The organism is Devosia rhizoryzae, from assembly GCF_016698665.1.
In the GTDB taxonomy this organism is placed as follows: domain Bacteria; phylum Pseudomonadota; class Alphaproteobacteria; order Rhizobiales; family Devosiaceae; genus Devosia; species Devosia rhizoryzae.
Genome location: NZ_CP068046.1, coordinates 1,471,259 through 1,495,370, shown reverse-complemented (window position 1 = coordinate 1,495,370; position 24,112 = coordinate 1,471,259). Strand labels below are relative to the sequence as shown.

The 24,112-nt window shown below is 61.7% G+C and carries 21 protein-coding genes and 1 tRNA gene; 9 read left to right on the top strand and 13 right to left on the bottom strand.

Translation table 11 applies throughout. From position 1 onward, the window contains the following. Positions 1–41: 41 nt before the first annotated feature. From secD to JI748_RS07420, 3 genes are all read left to right on the top strand, one after another. A complete protein-coding gene (secD, locus tag JI748_RS07430; RefSeq protein ID WP_201636460.1) occupies positions 42–2,606 on the top strand; it encodes a protein translocase subunit SecD in 2,565 nt (854 codons plus the stop codon). Between the two features lie 247 nt (positions 2,607–2,853). After that, positions 2,854–3,258 (top strand): Mth938-like domain-containing protein, encoded by a 405-nt coding sequence (locus JI748_RS07425; protein ID WP_233280632.1) that lies wholly within the window; start codon positions 2,854–2,856, stop codon positions 3,256–3,258. A gap of 149 nt (positions 3,259–3,407) precedes the next feature. Next, positions 3,408–4,253 (top strand): phytoene/squalene synthase family protein, encoded by an 846-nt coding sequence (locus JI748_RS07420; protein ID WP_201636458.1) that lies wholly within the window; start codon positions 3,408–3,410, stop codon positions 4,251–4,253. A 98-nt stretch (positions 4,254–4,351) separates the two neighbouring features. Here JI748_RS07420 and trmFO read toward each other — a convergent pair whose 3' ends face one another. The 3 genes from trmFO to JI748_RS07405 all read right to left on the bottom strand — a co-directional run bounded on the left by trmFO (position 4,352) and on the right by JI748_RS07405 (position 6,435). Next, positions 4,352–5,734: a methylenetetrahydrofolate--tRNA-(uracil(54)-C(5))-methyltransferase (FADH(2)-oxidizing) TrmFO gene (gene trmFO, locus JI748_RS07415; RefSeq protein WP_201636456.1), complete on the bottom strand. Its 1,383-nt coding sequence runs from the start codon at positions 5,732–5,734 to the stop codon at positions 4,352–4,354. Positions 5,735–5,936: 202 nt separating this feature from the next. Next, positions 5,937–6,086 carry a DUF1127 domain-containing protein gene (locus JI748_RS07410; protein ID WP_164535489.1) on the bottom strand — a complete coding sequence of 50 codons (150 nt, stop codon included), beginning with the start codon at positions 6,084–6,086 and terminating at the stop codon, positions 5,937–5,939. A 196-nt stretch (positions 6,087–6,282) separates the two neighbouring features. Then, positions 6,283–6,435 (bottom strand): hypothetical protein, encoded by a 153-nt coding sequence (locus JI748_RS07405; RefSeq protein ID WP_201636454.1) that lies wholly within the window; start codon positions 6,433–6,435, stop codon positions 6,283–6,285. A 227-nt stretch (positions 6,436–6,662) separates the two neighbouring features. Here JI748_RS07405 and JI748_RS07400 point away from each other — a divergent pair, with 227 nt between their 5' ends. Further along, positions 6,663–7,562, top strand: coding sequence for a division plane positioning ATPase MipZ (locus JI748_RS07400; RefSeq protein WP_201636452.1), 900 nt, complete (start codon positions 6,663–6,665; stop codon positions 7,560–7,562). 3 nt (positions 7,563–7,565) lie between these two features. On the opposite strand, the gene JI748_RS07395 is transcribed toward JI748_RS07400, so the two are convergent. Then, positions 7,566–7,982 carry a winged helix-turn-helix transcriptional regulator gene (locus JI748_RS07395; protein WP_201636450.1) on the bottom strand — a complete coding sequence of 139 codons (417 nt, stop codon included), beginning with the start codon at positions 7,980–7,982 and terminating at the stop codon, positions 7,566–7,568. A 174-nt stretch (positions 7,983–8,156) separates the two neighbouring features. On the opposite strand from JI748_RS07395, the gene JI748_RS07390 reads away from it, so the two are divergent. Continuing rightward, positions 8,157–9,308 carry a D-alanyl-D-alanine carboxypeptidase family protein gene (locus tag JI748_RS07390; RefSeq protein WP_201636448.1) on the top strand — a complete coding sequence of 384 codons (1,152 nt, stop codon included), beginning with the start codon at positions 8,157–8,159 and terminating at the stop codon, positions 9,306–9,308. Here the strand turns inward: JI748_RS07390 and JI748_RS07385 are convergent. Beyond that, on the bottom strand, positions 9,305–9,535 hold the full coding sequence (locus JI748_RS07385; protein WP_233280631.1) for a sulfurtransferase TusA family protein: 231 nt from the start codon (positions 9,533–9,535) through the stop codon (positions 9,305–9,307). The genes JI748_RS07390 and JI748_RS07385 overlap by 4 nt on opposite strands. Then, the gene (locus JI748_RS07380) at positions 9,525–10,013 is read right to left on the bottom strand and encodes a CAP domain-containing protein (protein WP_201636446.1); all 489 of its coding nucleotides are present in this window, start codon (positions 10,011–10,013) and stop codon (positions 9,525–9,527) included. Before JI748_RS07380 ends, JI748_RS07385 begins: the two co-directional genes overlap by 11 nt. Before the next feature lie 161 nt (positions 10,014–10,174). Here JI748_RS07380 and JI748_RS07375 point away from each other — a divergent pair, with 161 nt between their 5' ends. Both JI748_RS07375 and JI748_RS07370 read left to right on the top strand, forming a co-directional pair. Further along, positions 10,175–11,755, top strand: a complete 1,581-nt coding sequence (locus JI748_RS07375) for a sensor histidine kinase (RefSeq protein ID WP_201636444.1) — start codon at positions 10,175–10,177, stop codon at positions 11,753–11,755. Positions 11,756–11,819: 64 nt separating this feature from the next. After that, a complete protein-coding gene (locus JI748_RS07370; RefSeq protein WP_201636442.1) occupies positions 11,820–13,556 on the top strand; it encodes an ABC transporter ATP-binding protein in 1,737 nt (578 codons plus the stop codon). On the opposite strand, the gene JI748_RS07365 is transcribed toward JI748_RS07370, so the two are convergent. From JI748_RS07365 to JI748_RS07345, 5 genes are all read right to left on the bottom strand, one after another. Then, the gene (locus tag JI748_RS07365) at positions 13,553–14,299 is read right to left on the bottom strand and encodes an ABC transporter permease (RefSeq protein WP_201636440.1); all 747 of its coding nucleotides are present in this window, start codon (positions 14,297–14,299) and stop codon (positions 13,553–13,555) included. The two genes, JI748_RS07370 and JI748_RS07365, sit on opposite strands and share 4 nt — an antisense overlap. Beyond that, the gene (locus JI748_RS07360; protein ID WP_201636438.1) at positions 14,296–15,231 is read right to left on the bottom strand and encodes an ABC transporter ATP-binding protein; all 936 of its coding nucleotides are present in this window, start codon (positions 15,229–15,231) and stop codon (positions 14,296–14,298) included. Before JI748_RS07360 ends, JI748_RS07365 begins: the two co-directional genes overlap by 4 nt. Then, positions 15,228–16,424, bottom strand: a complete 1,197-nt coding sequence (locus JI748_RS07355; protein WP_201636436.1) for an ABC transporter permease — start codon at positions 16,422–16,424, stop codon at positions 15,228–15,230. The genes JI748_RS07360 and JI748_RS07355 overlap by 4 nt, the downstream gene beginning before the upstream one ends. Before the next feature lie 32 nt (positions 16,425–16,456). Further along, positions 16,457–17,368 carry a glycine betaine ABC transporter substrate-binding protein OsmF gene (gene osmF, locus JI748_RS07350; RefSeq protein WP_201636434.1) on the bottom strand — a complete coding sequence of 304 codons (912 nt, stop codon included), beginning with the start codon at positions 17,366–17,368 and terminating at the stop codon, positions 16,457–16,459. A 112-nt stretch (positions 17,369–17,480) separates the two neighbouring features. Further along, positions 17,481–17,557, bottom strand: a tRNA-Arg gene (locus tag JI748_RS07345). Between the two features lie 99 nt (positions 17,558–17,656). On the opposite strand from JI748_RS07345, the gene prfB reads away from it, so the two are divergent. Then, positions 17,657–18,779, top strand: a protein-coding gene (gene prfB, locus JI748_RS07340) for a peptide chain release factor 2 (protein ID WP_201636432.1) whose coding sequence is annotated in 2 segments (ribosomal slippage) — positions 17,657–17,725 and positions 17,727–18,779 — 1,122 coding nt in all. Because the reading frame shifts where the segments join, the coding sequence is not laid out codon by codon here. Here the strand turns inward: prfB and JI748_RS07335 are convergent. Next, positions 18,776–19,894, bottom strand: coding sequence for a M23 family metallopeptidase (locus JI748_RS07335; RefSeq protein ID WP_201636430.1), 1,119 nt, complete (start codon positions 19,892–19,894; stop codon positions 18,776–18,778). The genes prfB and JI748_RS07335 overlap by 4 nt on opposite strands. 66 nt (positions 19,895–19,960) lie before the next feature. Then, positions 19,961–20,449, bottom strand: coding sequence for a peroxiredoxin (locus JI748_RS07330; protein ID WP_201636428.1), 489 nt, complete (start codon positions 20,447–20,449; stop codon positions 19,961–19,963). A gap of 136 nt (positions 20,450–20,585) precedes the next feature. Here JI748_RS07330 and JI748_RS07325 point away from each other — a divergent pair, with 136 nt between their 5' ends. After that, entirely contained in the window at positions 20,586–24,074 is a 3,489-nt protein-coding gene (locus JI748_RS07325) for a hypothetical protein (RefSeq protein WP_201636426.1), read from the top strand. Positions 24,075–24,112: the final 38 nt, after the last annotated feature.

The window sequence follows — 24,112 nt, the reverse complement described above, 5'->3', positions numbered from 1 at the left end:
GGCATCATGCCCCGGCTTTCTGCCTTTCTAGGACGCCTTACATGAACCAGTCGCCGTTCCGCGTATTTGTGATCCTCTTCGTCGCAATCGCGGGTATCCTGCTTGCAGCTCCCAATTTCCTTCCCGAGTCGGCGCGCCAAGCGCTGCCCGGATGGCTGCCGCAGCCCGGCCTGGTTCTCGGTCTCGATCTTCAGGGCGGCTCGCACCTGCTGCTCGAAGTCGATCGCGCCGGCATTGTCGAGCAGCGCCTGTCCGACGTTCGCCGCGAGGCCCGCAACGTCCTCGCCAATCAGAATGGCATTGGCAACATCATCACCACCGATGCGGCCGCCAACGCCATCTACATCGAGCTGACCGATCCGACCCAGCGCGAGCTAGCCGTCACCGCCATCAACTCGATCCAGAATACGCTTTCCAATTCGCTCTTTTCCGCAGGCGGCGGCGTCAACGAGCTGGCTTTCGGTGAAACGGCTGACGGTAAGCTCTCGATCACCTTGACCCCTGAAGGCATCACCCAGCGCATGAGTTCGCTGGTCGCCCAGTCCATCGAAGTCATCCGCTCGCGCATCGACGAACTCGGCACCACCGAGCCAACCATTCAGCGCCAGGGCGATACCCGCGTTCTTGTCCAGGTTCCGGGCTTTGGCGACTCGACCCGCCTCAAGAACATCATTTCGCAGACCGCGCGCCTCACCTTCCACATGGTCTATCCGGGTATGACCCCAGAACAGGCCGAGGCCCAGGGCCTGCCTGCCGGCACCATGATCCTCAACAGCCAGGATGGTTCGCGGGAACTGCTCTATGAAGACGTAGCGCTCGGCGGCGAATCCCTGATCGATGCCCAGCCCGCCTATGACCAGCAGCGCGGCATCCCGGTGGTGAGCTTCAAGTTCGACACTCGCGGCGCCGTCACCTTCGCTGAAATCACCGCCCGGAATGTGGGTCAGCGCTTCGCCATCGTCCTCGACGACACCGTCATCACCGCGCCGGTGATCCAGCAGCCGATCACCGGCGGCTCGGGCCAAATCAGCGGCTCCTTCACCACTGCCTCGGCCAACGATCTTGCCGTGCTGCTGCGCGCCGGCGCGCTCCCGGCCAGCCTCAACGTCATCGAAGAACGCACGGTCGATGCCAGCCTTGGCGCCGACTCGATCCAGGCCGGTCTTACCGCAGGTGTCGTCGCCGCCGTGCTCGTCGTCGCCTTCATGGTCGTCGCCTACGGCCTGTGGGGCGTTTTCGCCAACGTTTCGCTGATCCTCAACATCATCCTTATCTTTGCCGCGCTTTCCACGCTCGGTGCGACACTGACGCTTCCCGGCATCGCCGGCATCGTCTTGACCATCGGCATGGCCGTGGACGCCAACGTTCTGATCTACGAACGCATGCGCGAAGAACAGCGGGCGGGGCGCACGCCGCTCCAAGCCATCAATGCCGGTTTTGAACGCGCTTGGGGCACCATCGTCGACTCGCACCTGACGCAGCTTGTCGCCGCTGTCGTGCTTTACTTCATGGGTTCCGGACCGGTGCAGGGCTTTGCCGTTACCCTCGGCCTCGGCATCCTCACCTCGCTTTTCACATCCTACACGGTCACCAACTACCAGGTGCACCTCTGGTACAAGCGCGTTCGCCCGAAGGTGCTAAAAATCCAGCACTTCCGCTTCATCCCGGACGGCACCAAGATTCCCTTCATGAAGATCTCGCGCTACGTCATTGCGCTTTCGATCATCATGTCCGTGGTCTCGATCGGCGCCGCCTACTTCAAGGGCTTCAATCTCGGCATCGACTTCGTCGGCGGTACCGCCATCGAAGTTCAGCATCAGGGCAGCCCGGCTGACGTCGGCCAGGTGCGTGAACTCCTGAGCGGCCTAGACCTTGGCGAAATCCAGGTCCAGGGCTTTGGTACGCCCGAAGACGTTCTGGTCCGCGTCCAGGCCCAGGAAGGTGGACAGTCGGCTGACCAGGTCGCCGTGCAGCAGGTCACCGATACCCTGGCCAGCGAGAATTACGAGGTTCGCCGCGTCGAAGCGGTGAGCGGCACCGTCTCCGGCGAACTCGCCTGGACCGGCACCATCGCTGTCATCATCGCGCTCGCCTGTATCCTCATCTACATCTGGTTCCGCTTCGAGTGGCAGTTCGCGCTCGCCGCGGTCACGACGACGTCGCACGACATCATCATGACCATCGGCCTGTTCTCGATCACCGGGCTCGAGTTCAACCTCAGCTCCATTGCCGCGGTGCTGACGCTGGTGGGTCTCTCGCTCAACGAAACCGTGGTTGTCTCCGACCGTATTCGAGAGAACCTCCAGAAATACCGCAAGATGCCGCTGCCTGAGCTGATCGACCTTTCGATCAACCAGACCATCGTCCGCACCTCCTTGACCCAGTTCACGGTGTTGCTGGCCCTCGTTCCGCTGGTCCTCTTCGGCGGCGAAGCGCTCCGCAGCTTCACCATCGCCATGACCTTCGGCTCTCTCGTCGGCATGTACTCCTCGGTCATCGTCAACGGCCCCATCCTCATCAACTTCGGCCTCAAGCAGAAGTCCGAAGAGGAAGTTGCCGCGGTCGAGCAAAAGAAAGTCAAAGCTAACGACGGCGCTTCGGTTTAGGGCGGGCTCTTACCTCGCCCCTCAGGGGACTTCGGAGAGTGCCGAAGGCAAATACGGTCCGGCGGAGCGTATGTATCGAGGAAGGCCATGAGAGCTGTGCTCGAATGGCTGGTCGGCCCGAAGGGCCGGGTGAGGGGGCCTTTCTCCTGAGCTCGCTACCCACCGGATGTCACCCCGGCGAAGGCCGGGGCCCATCCTCCGATCTCAAGATGGATCCCCGCCTGCGCGGGGATGACACCCAGTGGAGGTGGAACAGATTACCGACCCCCAAACCCTTTCCGGCCACTACCCCCACCAGACCGGCCTCACCGCCTACGGCAATGGCGGCTTCCGCTTTGCCGAGCTCTCCCACAAAGGCTCGCTCCTCTGCGTGCCATCCGGCATGCACGCCTGGAGCGTCACTTCACCCGCTGAACTGACCCTCGAGAGCCTGCAGCCCATCATCGATCAAGCCGACCGGATCGACGTTTTGCTGATCGGCCTCGGCACTGACATCCTTCCCATCGATCCCGCCATCCGTGCCGCCCTTCGCGACCGCAAGATCATCGTGGAAGCCACCCAGACCGGCGGCGCCATCCGCACCTACAATGTCCTTCTCGCGGAAGACCGCCGCGTCGCCGCCGCGCTGATCGCAGTCGAGAATGCGCGCTGACTTGTTGGAAAGCCCCCACCCAACCTCCCCCGTAAGTCGGGGGAGGAGCCCCATCGGCGGTCTGGACTCGATCGAACTCCTCTCCCTCCTCAAGGGGGAGGCCGGGTGGGGGTCTTCGTTTCAAGTCCCAGCTCTAGACGTGGCACCCCATGACCACTGACGCCTTCGTCCACGCCGCCACAACTCTGCGCAGCACCGACCGCGACCGCTACCTTGCAACCCTGGTCCTCCCGGTCGAACACCGCGCAGCCATCACGGCGCTCTACGCCTTCAACGCCGACATCGCCGCCATCCGCGACCGTGTCTCCGGCCCGGCACCGGGGGAAATTCGCCTGCAATGGTGGGCCGATGCCATCACCGGCAGCGGACACGGTGCTATCCGCCAGAACCCGCTCGCCGATGCGCTGCTTCAAACCATCGAGCGCTACAATCTTCCAACCGGCACCTTCGCCCGCCTGATCGCCGCGCGCCGCTTCGATCTCTACGACGATCCCATGCCGGACCTCGAAACCTTCGAAGGCTATGCTGGCGAAACGGCCTCAACGCTGCTGCAGCTCTCGGCCATGATTCTCAACAATGGCGAACCGGTCGAACCCGGCGACGCCGCTGGCCACTTGGGCGTCGCCCAAGCCATGATCGGTCACCTCCGCGCCTTGGGCTACATATCGTCCCAAGGCCGCATCATGCTGCCCTGGTCGATCCTCGAAGCTAACGGCGTCATCGAGTCCGAGCTGTTCACCGGTCAAGACTCGGAAGGCCTACACGCAGCCCTCAGCCAGGTTGCCGAACTCGCCGACGCGCACCTCGCCAAGGCTCGCACCGCCATCGCCGCGCTTCCGCCCAAACTGCGCTCAGCCTTTGCCATCATCGCCTTGCTCGAAAGCGAACTGGCCAACTGGAAACGGTCCGCCACCAACCACTTCGCACCGCCACGCGACCAACCAGACTGGCAAAAAATCGCCCGCCTGACCTTGTGGTCGCTCCGCAACCGCTAAGTTGCACAAATGCCCATGTTCATCGCCTTCTCCCCTTGCGGGAGAAGGTGCCCGAAGGGCGGATGAGGGGTTCGGGGATCATCCGCAGGCTCAGCGCCTCAAGCCCAAGCCTTCAAATCCTCCAGCGCCCGCCCGGTGATCGCCCGACGCTTCGCCATTGTCTTCTCCGGCCCCCGCCAGCGCTTCACGCCTTCCGGTTTCTCCACCGTCACCTCGGGGAACAACCCAAAGTTGACATTCATCGGCTGAAAGCTGCGAGCACCGCTATAGCTCTCCGCCTCGACATGCCCGCCGGTGATATGCCCGATCAAAGCGCCGAGCGCCGTCGTTACCGGCGGCACATCCATGCTGCCACCCAGCGCCTCCGCGGCGGTCAGCCGCCCCGTGATCAACCCACAGGCAGCGCTTTCCACATAGCCCTCGACGCCGGTCACCTGGCCGGCAAAGCGGATCCGCGGATCGACCTTGAGCTTGAGGTCGGCCGACAACACCTTGGGCGAGTTGATGAATGTGTTGCGATGCAAGCCACCCAAGCGTGCGAACTGCGCATTCTGCAGCCCCGGGATCATCCGGAAGATTTCGGCTTGGATGCCGTAGCGCATCTTAGTCTGGAAGCCGACCATGTTCCAAAGCGTGCCCAGCGCATTGTCCTGCCGCAGCTGCACGATGGCATATGGCTTGACCGTCGGATTGCGCGGATTGGTCAGACCCACCGGCTTCATCGGTCCGTGCCGAAGCGTCTCCGGCCCACGCTCCGCCATCACCTCGATCGGCAAGCAGCCATCGAAATATGGCACCTTCTCCCAATCCTTGAACTCATGCAGCGGGGCCGTGATCAGCGCCTCGACGAAGGCATAATACTGATCGCGATCCATCGGCAGGTTGAGATAATCCGCCCCGGTGCCGCCTGGCCCCGCCTTGTCATAGCGCGACTGCTTCCAGGCGATGTCATGGTCGATGCTGTCATAGTGGATGATCGGCGCAATCGCGTCGAAAAAGGCCAGCGAATCTTCGCCGGTCTTTTCCAGAACCGCGGCTGCAAGGGCAGGGGAGGTGAGTGGCCCGGTGGCGATAATCACATGTTGCCAGTCGGCGTCCGGCCAGCCCGCGATTTCCTCGCGCACAACCGTAATATTGGGATGATTGTGGATCGCCTCGGTGACCGCCAGCGAAAACCCGTCGCGATCCACCGCCAGCGCTCCACCGGCCGGCAGCTTATGCTGGTCCGCCGCCCGCATGATCAGCGAGCCGCAGCGGCGCATCTCCTCATGGAGGAGCCCGACAGCATTTTGCTCATGATCGTCGGAGCGAAAACTGTTGGAGCAGACGAGCTCGGCAAAATTGTCGGTCGAATGCGCATCGGTCGCTTTGACGCCGCGCATCTCGTGAACGACGACCTGAGCGCCCGCTTCGGCGGCCTGCCAGGCAGCTTCGGATCCAGCGAGACCGCCGCCGATGATATGAAGTGGTTGGTTTGACATGGCGGGGAGATAGCAAGCGCCACCTGGGCACGCAATCGCCGTCACATTCACGGATAAACGATATCGCCGATCAAGCCTGCCAACAGCATCTGCCTCGCATGTGCTAGAGTGCCTCAATTGCTATGGCGTATAGTCGAAAAGCAAAACACCCGCGTCTCAGAGAGAAGCGGGTGTTCGCATTGAAGTATTTGAGCCAGCGATCTTAGAGATTGTTGGCATGGTCGCGAGCAACACGGCTGATGTCGGTGCGAGCAATGCCCAGATCGTTGAGCTGACGATTGTCGAGCGAAGCAAGTTCACGAACCGTCTGCTGGTACGCGGCCCACTTCTGGAAGGTTTTGCGAATGTCCATTTGAAGTCTCCTGTCGTTTACAGGGCGATATATAGCCAACCCGTTTGAAAACGAGCAGTCTGATATTGATCAATCAAGCTATGCACTTTCGACATGGCATTGTGATTTCGGATTCAGCTTAGGTTAAGATTTCCAGAAAAGCAAAGGCCGCCGGACGGGCGCCAGGCGGCCTTGTCATGCAGTTCTGGTAGAGCTCTCAGCGGTCGAACAGGGACCGCGTCATCTTGGGAAAGTCCGGACCCGAAAGCCCGAGGATATCGGCATCTCGCGTCGCAGGAACGTCCATTTCCCGCAACGTTTGCTTGATGTCGACGAGGCGCTTGAGGCGCCAGACGGCTCGTACAAACATCGGCATAGTCCTTGTGGATGGCATCGGCAATGCTGACCATGGCGCCATTTACCGGTCCGCGCCATGCCCCTTACGTCAACGGCCGCATGCGCCAGGCGCATGCCAATTTCATCGAACGGTCGCACGGGCGTCATGACGCAAGCTTTGATCCCAGTTCACCATGTTTTCGCTTGTGCGTCGCCAGATGAGAACAGAAACTCCAGCCGAACTGATTTGGGGGAGCGACAGTGCGGCAAGGCGCGCATGTCATCGTAGTGGGCAATGAAAAGGGCGGGTCGGGGAAGTCCACCACTGCCTTCCATCTGGCTATTTTTCTGCTGTATCAAGGGCATAAGGTTGCGTCGATCGATGTCGACAGCCGTCAGCAGACCCTCACCCACTATGTCCGAAACCGCCGCGACTGGGCGCGTTCGAAGGGGCTGAGCCTGCCGCACACCACCCACTTCCACCTGCCTCTCGCCCGCGGTGATTCCTTGAAGGAAAACCACCGCATCGAGTTTGACCTGTTCCGCCAAGCCATTGGCGAGGTTGAGGCAAATACCGATTACATCGTCGTGGACACGCCCGGCTTCGACACCAACCTGACCCGTCTGGCGCATTCGCTCGCCGATACTCTGATCACCCCGGTCAACGACAGCCTCATTGATCTCAGCGTCATGGCCCAGGTCGATCCGGTCACCGGCGAACCGCGGGAACTCAGCCACTATGCCCGTCTCGTTCAGCGCGCCCGCTCAGAGAGATTAGCCGTTGATGGCAAGAACATAGACTGGATTCTGGTCCGCAATCGCATCTCGATGCTGTCTTCGCGCAACATGCGCCAGGTGCAGACCATGCTCGATCGCATCGCAACGCGCCTGGGTTGCCGCGTGGCAGACGGTATCGCCGAGCGCGTTATTTTCCGCTCGCTGTTCGCCACCGGAATGACAGTGTTCGACCCCCTGGACGAGGAACTTCTGGGCGGCATGCCGTCCATGTCGCATATGAGTGCGCGGCAGGAATATCGCGCGCTTGTAACGGCCCTCAATCTTCCAGCCAGCCGCCGCGCCGAAGCGCGTCGCGAAGTGCTGGCCAGTCAGCCAACCGACGTGAACCGTTTTGCCCACATGGCAGCCCGCAGCGAAAGCTAGGCCTCAGCCTCGCGCGTAAGCAATCTTGCGGGGCTCTGCCGCTGCCACGGCATCCTGGCGCAGGTCATAGATTGCCCGCGCTTCGACAATGGCAAAGTGGTTTTCGGCTGACCAATCCCAAAGGGCGCTGATTGGACCCTGCAGCGTCTTGCCCAGTTCGGTGAGGCTGTATTCGACCCGCGGCGGTACTTCCGGATAGATGGTCCGGGTCACCAGCCCATCGCGCTCCAGATTGCGCAGCGTCAGCGTCAGCATGCGCTGCGACACGCCATTGATCATGCGCTTGAGCTCATTGAAGCGCAGCGTCCCGTTGCGGCCGAGCATGCCCACCACCATCACGCTCCACTTGTCGCCGATGCGGTTGAGCACATCGGACATGGCCGAGCAGTTCGATACCTGCGACGTGTCTTGCAGCGACATTGTTGCCTCCAGTGGTGGTGCTTAGGCACAAATATAGACGCAGTTACTTCTTGTGCCTAGTGCCATGCTACCGGTCACTTTCAAATGCCTGTCAGCCACCCGCGCCTTTCTTGAGATGGCGGGAAGCGGCTGCTAAGAGGGGCGCGTTCTCGAAAGTTCGTCCGGAGCGCGCCCTTGTTTGTCCGCCGCATAGTCCTTGCCGTTGCATTTTCCTTGGCCGCACTGGTGCCTGCCTGGGCCAATCCGATGCTGCTGGTCGATCGCAGCAACCTTGCGGTCCTGTATGCGGAAGATGCCGGACAGCCCTGGCATCCAGCGTCGCTGACCAAGCTGATGACCGCTTATGTGGTTTTCGAGGAGTTGGGGAAGGGGACTGTCACTCTCGACACGCCAGTGACCATTTCGAAGAACGCCTGGAATCAGGCGCCGAGCAAATCCGGTCTCAAGGTCGATAGCTCTATCTCGCTTAAGGACGCGCTTTATATTCTGGTGGTAAAGTCCGCCAACGACGTGGCTGTGGCCTTGGCCGAAACCGTGGCCGGCAATGAAGCCGCCTTTGTCGCCAAGATGAACGATGTTGCCCAGCGCATGGGCTTGTCCGGCACGCACTTCGTAAATCCGCACGGTCTTCACAATCCGGCGCAGGTGACCACAGCCCGCGACCTCGCCGTGCTCTCGCTCTATATCGAGCAGACCTTCCCCCAATTCATGCCGATGTTCGGCACCGGCGTTGTCCGCCTCGGCAATGCGCGTCTCGAATCCAACAATGGCCTGCTTGAAGGCTTTGCCGGAACCACTGGCATGAAGACGGGCTACGTCTGTGCCTCGGGCCTCAACATCGTTGCAACGGTGGATCGCGGCGGCCGCAAGCTCCTTGCCGTCGTTTTGGGCGGCTCGTCTGCCCGCGAACGCAATGAACGCGCTGCCGAACTGGTGCTCGAAGCCTTGAACGGCCAACGCCAGCCAACCGGGCAAAACGTCCTTGCGCTTAGTAATTCCGTCGGTGCCGCTCCGGTCGATATGCGCTCGAGGATTTGCGGCAAGGAATCTGAGGCCTATGTGAAGGCGCAGCAGGCTTTGTTCCCGATTGGCATGGAAGGCCAGCCAAGCTTCCTCACCGACCAGGTCGCCGTTCACGAATACACGGCGGTTGATCTGGGCCGGGTCCGCAACAACATCGCCATGCCGCGGCCTCGGCCGCCGCACACGCCCACCTTTAGCACACCGCTGGAAAGCGCGGCGCTGAAGGGACCGGTTAGCCCATCGGTCGCTGCTGCGGCAGCTCTCGACATCCCGATGCCGCGGCCGCGCCCAGCCGATCTTTAGGCTGGTTTGGTGATCAGAAAGCTGAGCACGCCGTCGGCTTCGTCGAGAACATAGGCATGCGCGTTCTGCCGGCAATAAAGCGGAATATCCACCTTGGCCATCGGGTCGGTGGCCAGCACCGTTAATGTTGAGCCCGGCGGTAAACCGGCCAGGGCCTTCTCCATCTTCAGCACGGGCAGGGGGCATTTGAGTCCCATGGCGTCGATGGTCGGCGGCTCAGTTGCCAAGAACCAGCACCCAGTAGATTCCGTAGCTCGACGATGGGTTGAAGGCCACGGCAACGCCAGCTTTGCTGGCCGAGGCTAGCAGTCCCACTGCATCTGCGGGGTTGTTGCGCCAGCCCGAAAAAGTCTCAGCAAAGGTGGCATAGCCAGCGCTGAGCTTCATCTGTGCCAAAGCCTGCGGCTTTGTCGGGGCAACATTGGTCTGCGCATATTGGCTGGCTAGCGCCTGAGCAGTCCCGTTGAGCCCTGCATCGGCTACCAGCGGCGGCAGGTTGTTGGTCGCGCGATAGGCGTTGATCAGCCCGATCGCCTGCTGCGAATCCAGAACGGCGTTGGGCTGGTCCATGCGGGCCGAGAGCGCCGGCGCGAGGGCCGTCGCTGAGGAAGGTGTGCTTCCCCCAAAGGACGAGCAGCCGGCGATCGCAACCACGGCGCCGAGGGACAACACGGCGGCAGCCGCTCTGAATGCGCGATGAGACATGAATTTCCTACTCTTTGCCAAAGGCCTTCGCACATATCAGTGGCGGCCTGCCGCGACGTTAACAGCGGATCAAAAGCACTTGTTGACAGGTGCCCTGCTTCTTTGACCATTAGGGGTGCACGAAGCGCCCAAAACTGGGCAGCATTGTGGGGGAGCAAGACTTGGCCGAGGAACACAAGCCGGTGCGCGAAGTGCGCGCTGCAACGGTGGCTATCGCCTTGCTGCTGCTGTGTTTCTTCGCCTTTGCCGGCGTCTTTGCTTACTTCGTCGTGACGGCTATTGAACAGACCGGGCAACGCCTGGAGGAGCGCGCCGAATCTAGCGCGCGCGTTGTCGCCACCAATGCCGTGTGGATGGCGCAGGTTGCCGAACAAACCCTGCGCCGCATGGATGCCGTGCTCGGCTCTGAGCTCGATTTCAACCGTGAGACCCTTGAAGCCGCAGTCCGCGGCCTGCCTGCAGAGGTCAACGTCTACATCATCGACCAAACGGCCCACACGATCTTTTCGACTGTCGGTGACGCGGAACGGGTCGACGTTTCCGACCGTGACTATTTCAAGGCTGCGCAAGCCGGGCTAACCTTCTACACGTCGGGCCTGTTGATCAGCCGCATTACCGGCGAGCAGATCTTCGTGTTTTCCCGACGCGTGCAGCGGCAGGGTGAGTTCGCCGGTGCCGTCATGGTCTCGTTCAACGGGGCGGTAACCAAGGAATTCTTCGAAGCTCTCGAATTCGAAGAGGGCTCGACGGTCAGTCTCATCCGTCGCGACGGAGCCCTGATGGCCCGTTATCCAGCGCCGGATGGCCCCGTTGACTTGTCCGAGCATCCGCTCATCACCGAACATTTGCCTCAAGCAGACTTTGGCGCCTATTTTTCCGACACCTCGCCTATCGATGGCCTTTCCCGCGTTGTCGGCTATAGGGCTGTGCCGGGTACGGACATCGTCGCTCTCGCATCGATCGCGACAAACTCCACCTGGTCATCGCTCAAGAACGCCATCGTGGCGGTGTTCATCATCGTTGCGCCGATCATCCTGGCCTTGGCCGCGGCAGGTCTTTACGTCATCCGGCTGTTGCGGCGGGACGCCAAGCGTCGGGCCGAACTGGAGGCGGCTAACGAAACCAATGTCATGCTGTTTCGCGAGATCCACCACCGCGTGAAGAACAATCTCCAATCGGTGCAGTCACTGGTCCGCATGCAGGACATGCCGCGCAACGCCAAGATCGATCTGCAGAGCCGGCTGAGCGCCATGGCTGCCATGCACGAGCACATCTACCGTCACGACAGATACGAGGACATCGACGCTCACGACCTGATCCCGGTCGTGGTTAACGAGGTCGTCCACGCCTACGGCACCAATACCGAGGTGCGCTACGACGTCGACCACGTTGCCGTTGACCGCGACCACATCACGCCGCTCTCGCTGCTGCTGAGCGAACTGGTGACCAATGCTCTCAAATACGCCTTCTCCGACGGCCGCGAAGGCATCATCACCGTCGCCGTTCGCGACCAGGGGCACGGCCGCTGCTCGCTAAGCGTTTCGGACAATGGCGTCGGCTTTGGCGCGCTGCCGGAAATGCCCACCAGCATGGGCCTGCGTCTGATCCGCGGTGTCGTCTCGCAGATGGGGGGCACCTATGAGTTCGTCAACGACAATGGGACGCGCTTTGAGGCCGATCTGGCGCTCGCCAGCGGTGGCCACCATGCCCCGCAGTCCAAGCCGGTGGCCAGTCCAGCGTAATTAGAGCTTGAGACCGGTGCCGGCATCGGGCAAGGCGTAGGCCGATTTTCAAGACCGGCCGATTATGATCAAGCGCTTCTTCTCCTATTACGCGCCCTACAAGCGCCTCTTCGCCCTCGATTTCGGTAGCGCCGTTGTGGCCGGCCTTCTGGAACTAGCCTTCCCCCTGGCCGTCGCCTATTTCATTGATTCCTTGCTGCCGCAGTCCAATTTCAGCCTGATCATTGCGGCTGGCGCGGGCCTTCTCGCCATTTACGCGCTCAACGCTGTGCTGCATGCCGTCGTCAACTATTTCGGCCATGTGCTCGGCGTCTCGATCGAGACCGACATGCGTCGCCAGGTCTTCGATCACCTGCAAAAGCTCAGCTTCCGCTTCTTCGACAATCACAAGACCGGTCATCTGATCACCCACGTGACCAAGGATCTCGAAGACGTCGGCGAGGTCGCCCACCATGGCCCCGAGGACATGTTCCTTGCGATCATGACCTTTATCGGCGCGTTCATCCTCATGTTCCTGACCAATTGGCAGCTTGCCTCGGTCACCGTCGTCATGGTCCCGATCATGACCTGGCTCGTCAGCCGCTACGGCTCGCGCATGACGCAGAACTGGCGTGAGCTTTTCGGCCGGGTAGGGGAGTTCAATACCCGCGTTGAGGACTCCATCGGCGGCATTCGCGTGGTCAAAGCCTTCGCAAATGAGGGTCACGAGTCGCGCCTGTTCGAGGGCAACAATCAGGCCTACCGCACCACCAAGCTCAAAGCCTACGCCATCATGACGGCGAGCATCACCATCACCTATCTGTCCACCCGCCTGACACAGCTCACGGTTATGCTCATGGGGGCTTGGCTCGTGGTGGAAGGGGAGATGACCTATGGCGGCTTCGTCAGCTTCTTGCTGTTGGTGGACGTCTTCATGCGCCCCATCGACAAGATCACCGGCGTGCTCGAAAGCTACCCCAAGGGCATCGCCGGCTTCACCCGCTTCACCAGGCTCATCGACACCGATCCGGACATTGCCGACCGGCCCGGCGCGAAAGCCGTGTCACACCTGCACGGCGACATCGCCTTCACCGATGTCAGCTTCTCCTACGAACCAAACCGCCCGATCCTTTCCAGCCTCAACCTCAAGGTCGCAGCCGGCGAAACCCTCGCCATCGTCGGCCCATCTGGCGCCGGAAAGACGACGCTCTGCGCCTTACTCCCGCGCTTTTACGAGATCGATAGCGGCTCCATCAGCATCGACGGCATCGATATTCGCGATTTGACGCAGGTCAGCCTGCGCAACCAGATCGGCATCGTACAGCAGGACGTGTTTCTGTTTGGCGGCACGCTGCGCGAAAACATCGCCTATGGCCGCCTCGGCGCCAGCGACGAGGACATCCTCGCTGCCGCCCGGCAGGCCCGCCTCGACAACGTTATCGCCCGGCTGCCCGATGGTCTCGACACCATGGTTGGAGAGCGCGGCGTCAAACTCTCCGGCGGCCAGAAGCAGCGCGTCGCTATCGCCCGCATATTCCTCAAGAACCCGCCGATCCTCATTCTCGATGAGGCCACATCGGCGCTCGACACCGCGACCGAACTGGCAATCCAGCAATCACTAAGCGAACTCTCGCGCGGCCGTACCACGCTGGTGATCGCTCACCGGCTCGCAACCATCCAGCATGCCGACCGCATTGTCGTTGTCGACGAAACAGGGATCGTCGAAGAAGGCCCGCATGATGAGCTTTTGGCTCGAGCCGGCGCCTATGCGAACCTGCACCAGGCGCAGTTCGGCGTCTTGGCTGAGGCCAGGCGGAATTAGGCGTTACGGGCCTTGCCCGTGCGCCGCGCCAACACCCGCTCCAGCGCCAGAAGGCCATCATTGATCAGAACGGCACATGCGCCGACGATCAACCCGCCCTGAAGCACAAAGGCCGTGTTGTTCGTGGTCAACCCGGCGATGATCACCTCACCAAGGGTTTTCGCCGCAACGGTCGAACCGATGGTGGCGGTCGATAACGAAATCACCGCCGCGATGCGGATGCCCGTCAGCATCACCGGCAAGGCCAGTGGCAGTTCGATTTGCACCAGCCGCTGCCATGGCGTCAGTCCCATGCCGCGAGCCGCCTCTTCGACCTCGCGCGGAACATTGGCCAACCCCGCCAGCGCGTTCTCGAAGATCGGCAGAAGGCCATATAGAAACAGCGCCATGAGGATCGGCTCCGTTCCAAAACCCAGCAGCGGAATCGCCAGCGCCAGCACAGCCACCGGCGGGATGGTCTGGCCCACATTGGCGATGCTGCGGCTGAGTGGCAGAAACTCGGCGCCGAACGGCCGTGTCACGACGATGGCTAATCCGACGGCAAAGACCGTAGCGACAAACGTTGCGGCGAAGGTGATCCACAAGTGGTTGAGCGTGATATCGAGCAGATTGCCCTGGTGGTAAATCGGAGGCCCGCCATATTTGACCAGCGGCTGCAGCAGCGGCGCGAAGCTATCGGGGCTGACAAGGAAAGCCAGCAGCACCACCAACAAGAGCGTGCGCAGCATGAGGCCCGGTGTCATAGCGGCCGTGCCGCAAGCTGGCTCAGCCGATCCTGCGTAACGCGGCCGATCAGGGCGCCGTTCTGCGTCACCGGCAGTACATCCCGGCCCGACCACAGGCATTCCGCGTAAGCGTCACGGAGGCTCGCATAGCAGTCGATGCTTTCGCCGGCCGCGTCGCCCGGCTCAACATGGTTAAGCACGATGTCGAGCGACAGAAGACGGAACGGCCGCTCCCCACTGCCAATCAGCTCGCCCACGAAATCATTGGCTGGATGAGCGATGATTTCGGCGGGCGTGGCGTATTGCAGCAGGTGGCCCTTGTCCATCACGGCGATACGGCTGCCCAGCGCGATGGCTTCGTTCATGTCGTGGGTCACAAGAACAATAGTCGTGCCCAGCCGCCGTTGGATGGCAAGGAGATCGGATTGCGCCTTGCCGCGGATGATAGGGTCAAGCGCCCCGAATGGCTCGTCCATCAAGAGGATTTTCGGTCCAGCCGCCAAAGCCCGCGCCACGCCGACCCGCTGTTGTTCACCGCCCGACAGTTCGCGCGGCAGGCGGTTTCTATATTGCGCTGGATCGAGCTGAAACAGCGTCAGCAGTTCATCGACACGCGCCCGTCTCCGTGCCCGGTCCCACTTGAGCAACCTTGGAACGGTGGCGATGTTCTGGCCAACCGTCCGGTGCGGAAAGAGCCCATTGCCCTGGATCGCGTAGCCGATCTGCCGCCGCAACTCGTAGCCCGCAAAATCACGTGTATTGCGCCCATCGATCAAGACGCTGCCACCGCTCGGCTCAACCAAGCGGTTGATCATCCGCAACAGCGTCGTCTTGCCCGATCCCGATGTTCCCACCACCGCGCAGATCTCGCCGCTCGCCACCGTTAGCGAAACATTGTCCACCACCGTGGCGCCGTCGAAGACCTTACTCAGCCCATTGATTTCGATCATGCGCTGCGCGCCTTTCCGGGTGAAGCGATGTCGACTAAGGCATCCATGACAATTGCACTTGCAAATGCGAGAGCCACGGTTGGAATGGCCCCAAGCAGCACCAGGTCCATGGCCGTTTGTCCGATGCCTTGGAACACAAAGACGCCAAAGCCGCCGCCACCGATCAGCGCCGCAATTGTTGCAAGACCGATGTTTTGCACCAGAACCACCCTGATGCCGGTAAGGATAATTGGCAGCGCTAGTGGCACTTCCGCTCCGAACAGCATCTGCCAGCGCGTCATCCCCATGCCGCGGGCAGCCTCTTTGACCGCCGCTGGCACCGACTGCAGGCCGGAAACCGTGTTGGCAACGATCGGCAGCAGCGAATAGGCGAAAAGAGCCACCATTGCCGGGGCTACTCCGATGCCGGAAACTCCCGCTGCAGACGCTCCCGGCACATTTGCTGCCACCCATGCGAGCGGCGCGATCAATAGGCCAAAAAGTGCTATCGAAGGCACTGTCTGGACGACGTTCAATGTGTTCAGCAAGCCGACCCGCAGCCTTCGGAAGCGATAAGCCCAGACGCCGAGCGGCACGCCAACCAGCGTAGCAGCGCCGAGCGATCCAAACGCCAGGAACAGGTGTGTCCGAGCCTCAGCCCAGAATGTATCGCCACGATTGGCATATTCTCGCAGCACCGAGGCATCGTCCCAAAGCCCACCCCAAAGGATAGCGCCGAAAACAACGGCCACGACTGCCAGAGTGGCAAGCCTTACCAGCGGTCCCAGCCGCAAACGCACCAATGCATCGGCGGCAACCAGGGCGAAAGCAAAGGACAAGAGCCAAAAGCCCGCACCGGGTGAAACTCGCGCGACCGTGTTTCCCTCCGGAATTAGCCAGTCCGCCGATGCCCCCAGCATCACCGTCAGCACCCCCACCAGAACAAAGCCGGCGATCAACCGCCACAGCGTCGGCGTGCGTAACAGGGCGACGAACGTACCGATAGCGACGATTGCCAGCAGCAGCGCAGCCATTTCTGCGGGCAAGGCGGTGTGAATGGGCAGCGCCTCACCCAGGACGATACGGTTTGGCTTGGAGATCACGAATGGCAAGAATGCCGATGCGCCGCCCACAACAAGAGCCACGAGCACGCCAAGCTTGTCGAGGCGCGGCACTCTTGAAACCGAAGCGAAAGATTGTTGGACCTGAGACATGGCAGCGGAAACGCCGAAGCGGCTCCCTGAGGTCAGCTGAGGAACCCGTTGTCGGTCAGCCAGTCCCGCGCCACATCGGCTGCAGCTTCGCCATCCACCTGGATGCGGCCATTGAGCGTCTGCAGGGTTACAAGATCGAGCTTTTCAAACACTGGCTCGAGCGCGGTCTTGATCTCCGGATGGGCGAGCAGGACTTCCTCGCGCACGAGCGGCGCCGGCTCGTAGACCGGCTGAACGCCCTTGTCATCTTGGAGCACAACGAGACCCGCGGCAGCGATCGCCCCATCCGTGCCGTAGACCATGGCGGCGTTGACGCCAGCTGTGCCTTGCCCCGCAGCGGCAATCGTCGCAGCCGTGTCACCGCCGGACAGGACCACCATCTGGTTGGGCTTCATCGAAAACCCATATGCCTGTTGAAACGCTGGCAGAGCAGACGCCGAATTTACGAATTCAGCGGAGGCCGCCAGCTTCACATTGCCGCCTTCGGCAACAAACTTTCCGAAGTCGGAAAACGTGGAGATACCATTCTCATCAGCCACCTTCTGAGTGATCGCCACCGCCCAGGTGTTGTTCGCTGGCGCCGGTTGCAGCCAAACAAGATTGGCATTGTCATAGTCGAGGACCTTGGCAAAAGCGTAGGCCGCCTTGGCATCCTTCCAGGCCGGATCGTCAGACACATTGTAGGCAAAGCCGACATTGGACGTGTATTCGGGATAAATGTCGATCTCGCCCGCTTCTATTGCCGCGCGCACGATCGGCGTGGCGCCGAGAGAGGTTCGGTCCGTCACCTCGATGCCTTTGGCGTCAAGCACCTGGAGAATGATGTTCCCCAAGAGCGCACCTTCCGTATCGATCTTGGACGAAACGACCACCTGCGCCGAAGCGGCGCTGGTCAGCAAGGCGGCACCAGCAACAACGCCAGCCAAAAGCTTCATGATAGACATAGATTTATCCCCAACTGGGTCCTAAAGGCGCAGGCCGGATCTTGGTTCCAGCATTTGGGGAACATTACGTCCCGCAACTCAGGAGGATCACCGTCAGCTGACTCAGGCATGTTGGTGATCTCGACGGGATTCGAACCCATGACCCCCGGATTAGGAATCCGGTGCTCTATCCTGCTGAGCTACGAGACCAGCCATGTTCGGGAGTACCAGCGGGCACCTTCATTTTCAAGCGGCGGTTGATCCTCCCAGTCCTCTCCGCTAAACGGGGCGCCGAACAAGGAACATGAAATGCGCGCGGAAATCGAAAAGACCGTTGCCGAAATCGAGCAGGTTCTGACCCTGCTGAGGAGGCATCTTTGACTGGGATACTGCACAAGTCCGTCTCGACGCGCTGAATGCGCAAACCGAATCTCCCGACTTTTGGAACGATCCGGACAAAGCTCGCGTCACCATGCGCGAGCGCGACGAACTCGATGTCGCGGTTAAGTCCGTGCGCGAGCTTGAAACCGGCATCGCCGACAATGTCGAACTGATCAAACTCGGTGAAGCCGAGGGCGACGCCGAGATCGTGCGCGATGCCGAAGCAGCGCTGATCGAGCTCAAGTCCGGCGCCCGCCGCCGTCAGATCGAAACTTTGCTGTCCGGCGAAGTCGACAGCAACGACTGTTATGTGGAAATCCACTCCGGCGCTGGCGGCACCGAGAGCCAGGATTGGGCCAACATGCTTTTGCGCATGTATACCCGTTGGGCCGAGCGCCGGAAGATGAAGGTCGAAGTGCTCGAAATGCACGACGGCGAAGAAGCCGGCATCAAGTCGGCGACCATCCAGATCAAGGGCCACAATGCCTATGGCTGGCTGAAAACCGAAAGCGGCGTCCATCGCCTCGTCCGCATCAGCCCGTACGACTCGGCTGCTCGTCGCCATACCAGCTTTTCGAGCTGCTGGGTTTACCCGGTGGTCGACGACTCCATCGATATCGAGATCCGCGAAGCCGACCTCAAGGTCGACACTTATCGCGCATCCGGCGCCGGCGGCCAGCACGTCAACACCACCGACTCGGCCATCCGCATCACCCACGTGCCTTCCGGCATCATCGTGGCCTGCCAGCAGGAACGCAGCCAGCACAAGAACCGTGCAACGGCCATGAACATGCTCAAGGCTCGTCTCTACGAGCAGGAACTGCAGAAGCGGGAAGAAGCGGCAAACGCCCAGGCCGCCAGCAAGACCGATATCGGCTGGGGCCACCAGATCCGTTCGTACGTGCTGCAGCCCTATCAGATGGTCAAGGACCTGCGCACCGGCGTCGAAAGCGGCCAGCCCTCCGTGGTGCTGGATGGCGATCTCGACGAGTTCATGGAAGCGGCCTTAGCCCAGCGCGTCGGCGTCGCTACCGACGTGGCTGCCGACTAACCCTGGCCCAGCATAGCCCCAAGCCGTTTCCCGGCATCGAGGAACGGCTTGGGATCAAGCGCATTCTCGCCCCGCCGCACCTCGAAATGAAGATGTGGACCGGTCGAACGCCCCGTCGATCCGACCTTGGCGATCGGCGTCCCCGTTGTCACCTTCTGCCCCTCGCGAGCCAGCTGTGCGCTAAGATGGGCATAGCGGCTCACGAGCCCATTGGCGTGGCGCACTTCCACCACCTTGCCATAGCCCGAGCGGTCACCGACAAAGCTGACCACCCCGTCGGCCGCGCTGAATACCGTCGTTCCCGAAGCGGCTGCAAAATCGAGCCCCGAATGAAACGCCTTGCGACCGGTGAACGGATCGCTCCGATTGCCGAAGGTCGAGCTCTGCCGGAAATTGCCGGAGATCGGCATATGCACCGGCGCTGAGTTGACCCCGTCGCGTGCTGCCTTGTAGCGCATCAGCGCATCCATGACCGAATTGGCATCATCGATCATCGGCGAACCCTCGCCGTCAGAAGCCTCCAGCAGCGGTCCGCCGACGCCGTTGAGCCCCGCCTCCGGTAGCTCCAGCGCAATCCCGAGCCGGTCCATCTCGCTGACAATGCCGTCGGTTCGCTCATTGGCCGTGCTGGCGATACCCACCATCGCCTGCTGCGTTTCGGTCATCATCTGGTTCACCGATGCCGCGGTCGCAGCAACATCCGGGTTCCCCGAAACCGTTGGCGCGACAGCAGGCGGCGCTCCTGTAAGCTCGATCGAGGCAATGCCCAGCTGATCCGCCTTGTCGACCAGCGCCTTGACCAGCTGATGCTGCTCGAGCAGCACGTCCTGCTGCTGCGACAGCTCCTGGAGCTGCAAGTTGATGTCGCCGGCCTGCGCATAGGATCGCGAATGGAGGCGGTCGATCTCGACCCGCATCTGCGCCAGCCGATCCTCATAGGCCGCCACGACCAACTCGTTCTGCCCGCCCATCAGCCGTGCAATGTCCGGCGCCATCAACAGCGCCGTGCCGGAAAGAGCGTTGCCGCCGAGCAACAGCGCGAACATGCCGTAGAACAAGGCCGGGTGGATGCCGGCGCGGATAGCTCTTTGCCCCTGCTCAACCCGTCTGAACACCGCACCACCTCACGCACCCACATGGTGAACCGATTATGAGCGCCCTTGGTTAAAAAGCCGAAAACGTCAGGCGCCGACCTCGCCGGCAATCACCTCGTCCAGCGCCTCCAGCATCTTGGCGGCATGACCCTTGATCCGCGTCGCCCGGATGATGCGTGCGATCCTCCCATTCTGGTCGATGATGAAGCTCGTGCGCACCAGCCCCATGAACTCGCGACCATAAAGCTTTTTCATCTGCCACAAGCCAAACGCCTCGATCGTCTGCCGCTCCGGGTCCGACCCCAAGGGCAGCACCAGCGCGCGCTTGCTGCGGAACTTTTTGTGGCTTTCCACCGTATCCGGCGACACCCCGATCAGCCGCGCCCCGCGCTTGGCAAATTCCGGCGCCAGAGCGGAAAACTCCTGGTTTTCGTCTGTGCAGCCGCCCGAATCGTCTTTCGGATAAAAGAACAACACCGCTGGCTTGCCGAGCAGGTCCGCTGCCCGAACCGTGCTGCCATCGTCGAGCGCCAGCGAAAAGTCGGGGGCAGGGTCGCCCTCGTTCAGATGCGTCATCGTCTATCCCCTTGTTAAGTCATCGCGATAGGGCTGTTGGCGCCACATTCCAGCCGGTATCATTGGGCATTGGACCGCCTGCGGGCGGATGATTCTGCGAGCAGGGTGGCGGCCCGGCTCACCTGGTATGGCGGCAGTGAACCAAGCATCTAGTCCAGACCATCCTCTTGATCCTGCGCCAACCGCCAAGCCGCGGCAAAGGTCGAAATCGCGCCGGGCCTTCAAGGTTGCGGTCTGGCTTCTCGGCGTTCCTTGCGCCATCCTCATCCTGCTCTACATTACGCTGCTGATCACCCCGATCCGCCTGCCGTTTACCGGCCCCGCGATCCGCGGCTTCGTGCAATCCTTCATCCCGCCATCGGCCGATCTCACCATGGGCGACATGGCGCTCGCGCTCGAGGGCGGCGTCTGGCCAGTGATCCGCTTCGCGCCGGTGCAATATCGCGACAGCAAGAGCGGCGCCTTCATCGCCATGGAGGCGCTTGAGGTCGGCTTTTCGCCCGCCCGCGCCCTTTTTGGCCAACCGGGCACGACCATCACCGTTGTGGCCCCACATGTGCAGATCATCCAGGATCTTTACGGTCCGCGCCCCGGCCGCTTCGAGGTGGTGGAAGGCGAAAATGGCGCCATCTACACCATCCGTGTCCTCGAAGGCGAAGACGCTTTTCCGCCGATAGAGATTTCCCCCTCTGGCATAGCCAATAGCGCCGGCGAGGCGCCGCCCATGCGCTCGGACAATGATTGGCTGATCTATAACCTCGAAGCCAGCGAACTGGCCCTGAACGATCTTGTCCAGCAGACAGAATTAGGCCGTTTTTCGCGGCTTGTCGTGCGGGAAGCCCAGATCGACATGACCGATCCGGTCTATGGCATCTATCGCGAGATTGGCTATGCCAATCTCGACATCGGGCTTGATGCCGGGACGGGCACGACCGTTGGCGAGTTTTCCGCCCTGATCGGCGGCCGCACCGTCGTCGGCAGCATCGAGCGATCCCTTGACGAAGACGGCACGCGCCGCCTTCAGGCCGATATCACCAATCTCGACTTTTCCGCCCTCATGCCCTTCGTCGATGATCGCGACGCCGTCGCGGCCATGCGCGGCGCCGGTGCGGTTTCGATCGACGTGACCTTCACCGGCGACACCGGCAAACTGATCGATGGCGAGTTCAAGATCGACCTGACCGGCCTCGATCTGCGCCTCGAGGACGACTATTTCCCCATCGCCAGCTCGATCCTCGACATCTCCTGGTATCCTGAGCTCGGACAATTCTCCCTGGCCGAAGGAACGCTCCAGATCGGCAACAGCCGCGCCATCATAGCCGGCGTCTTCGCCATGGGCCTCGACCAGAAATATGGCCCCACGGTCGGCATGTCGATCGACGCGCGCGAGGTCAGCATCAACCCCAACGATTTGGCCACGCCCGCCGTCCCCTTCGACACGGTGGAGTTTTCCGGCTGGTCGGCTCCGCTTTATGGCGCGCTCGGCATCGACCGTCTCGTTGCCCGACGCGGCGATGCTTCGGTGGCCACCGCAGGGCGGATCGACCTTGTGCAGGACGGCATCGGCATCGACATGTCCGTGGCCGGGCAGGGCATCACCGCCGACGATTTCAAGCGCCTCTGGCCCTACATCATGGGCGGCGAAAGCCGTGACTGGTTTGTTGCCAATGTCCCGCAAGGGACGGTGAAGAACGCCCGCATGGAGTTCAATTTTCCGGTTGGCGCCATGGACCTCACCGGCGGCAGCGATCAGCCTTTGCCGCCAGACAGCATGGACATCGAGATCATTGGCGAAGGTGTTGCCATCACGGCGACCGAAGCCATGCCGCCGATCCAGATACTCGGCGAAACCCGCATCGCCTATGACGGCAATTTTTCGGTTTCAGGCGGCGGCGGCAGGATCGAGACAGCCGGCGGCGCCATCCAAGTCCAGAACCCGGCTTTGGTCATGGACAACACCAATCCGCAGGAGCCGATCGTCGAGATTTCGGGCGACGTCAATGCGCCGATTCCAGCCCTGATCGCGCTCGCCCAGGAACAGCAGCCTGACGCCTTGAGCGCCGTCGAACTGCCGATCGATCTTCAAAGCCTCAGCGGCACTCTCGACCTTGGGCTCGTTGCGACCATCGCCCTTGCCGACGAAGAGCAGGGGCGACCGATGAAGATCGATTATGTCGCCAACGGCACCGTCGCCAATTTCGGCAGCGCAGAGCCGATCGAGGGCCGCACCATCAGCAACGGTCAGCTGTCCTTTTCGGCCAATCAGGCCGGCTATCAACTCGGTGGCACCGCAGACATCGACGGCATGGTCGCGGAAATCTCGGTGGAAGGCACGCCCACCACCGATCCCGCTCTGCGCATTGCATCGACGGTCGCAGTCGACGACCTCGCGGCCATGGGCTTTGACGCGTCCGAGTTCTTGAGCGGCCAAGTGCAGTTCGTCGCGCAGCCCACGACGGATGGAGATCTCCAGATGTCCGTCGATCTGGAAGGCGCCGGCCTCGACATAAGGGACTTGGGCATTTCTAAAGCCCTCGGCACGCCCGGCACGCTCGAAGCAATCATTCGGCCGGACGGCGAGGTGACCCACCTCGAAGACATTTCGCTGACCTTTGGCGATGTCCGCCTTGCTGGAGGTCTCGACTTCCACGCCACCGATGGCCTCGTTTCGGCAAAATTCGACACCTTCGCCTTGAGCAAGGGCGATAGCGCGCAGGTGGCGCTTGCCCCGCTCGAGGGCGGCTTCGACGTCACCATTCGCGGTGCGCAGCTCGATCTCAAACCAATGCTTGGTCGCTTCTTCAGCCTCGACACCGGCAGCGGCGGCATCGAGACAACTCAGCTCGACCAATCCATAAACCTCGATGTGCAGCTCGATCGAGCGATCGGCTTTTACGCCACGACCGCCTTTAACCTCGATCTCGATCTGGCCCTACGAAATGGCGAGCTTTCGCGCGCAACACTTTCCGCCCAGTTCGACGAAGGCAATGCCATCTCCGTCACCACCAATCCGGCCCCCAACGGCCGCTCGCTCTCGGTCGCCTTCAACGATGCCGGCACAATTCTACGCCTTCTCGGCGTCTACTCGCAGCTGGCCGGTGGTTCCGGCAGCTTGGTGATGACCACCGACCGTAAGCAGGATGTCGAAGTCGGCCAGCTTGCGCTGCGCAACTTTGCCATTGTCGACGAGAGCAACGTCGCCCAGATAGTCGGCAACCACGCCGACTCGCGTGACGCTATCGCCAGAAACAATCGCCTCGATTTCACCGCCGGCGAGGTCACCTTTGTCCGCCGCGACAAAAGCGTTGAAGTCACCAATGCCGTGGTCGCGGGGGCCACCGTCGGCGGCAACATGCGCGGCTTCATTTATACCGATAGCGGCCAGTATGACCTCACCGGCACTTTCGTCCCGCTCTTTGGCCTCAACAACGCCTTTGCGCAAATCCCTCTGCTCGGACCCTTGCTCGGCGGCCGCGACAGCGAAGGCCTGGTCGGCGTCACCTTTGCCGTCCGCGGCCCGCTCGGTCAGCCGCAATTCTTCGTCAACCCACTCTCCATCCTCGCCCCCGGTTTCCTGCGCGAACTCTTCCAGTTCCGGCAGGGCACCACACCCGCCGCGCAATAAAAAGGCGCCGCTCTCGCGACGCCTCTTTACCTCGCCCC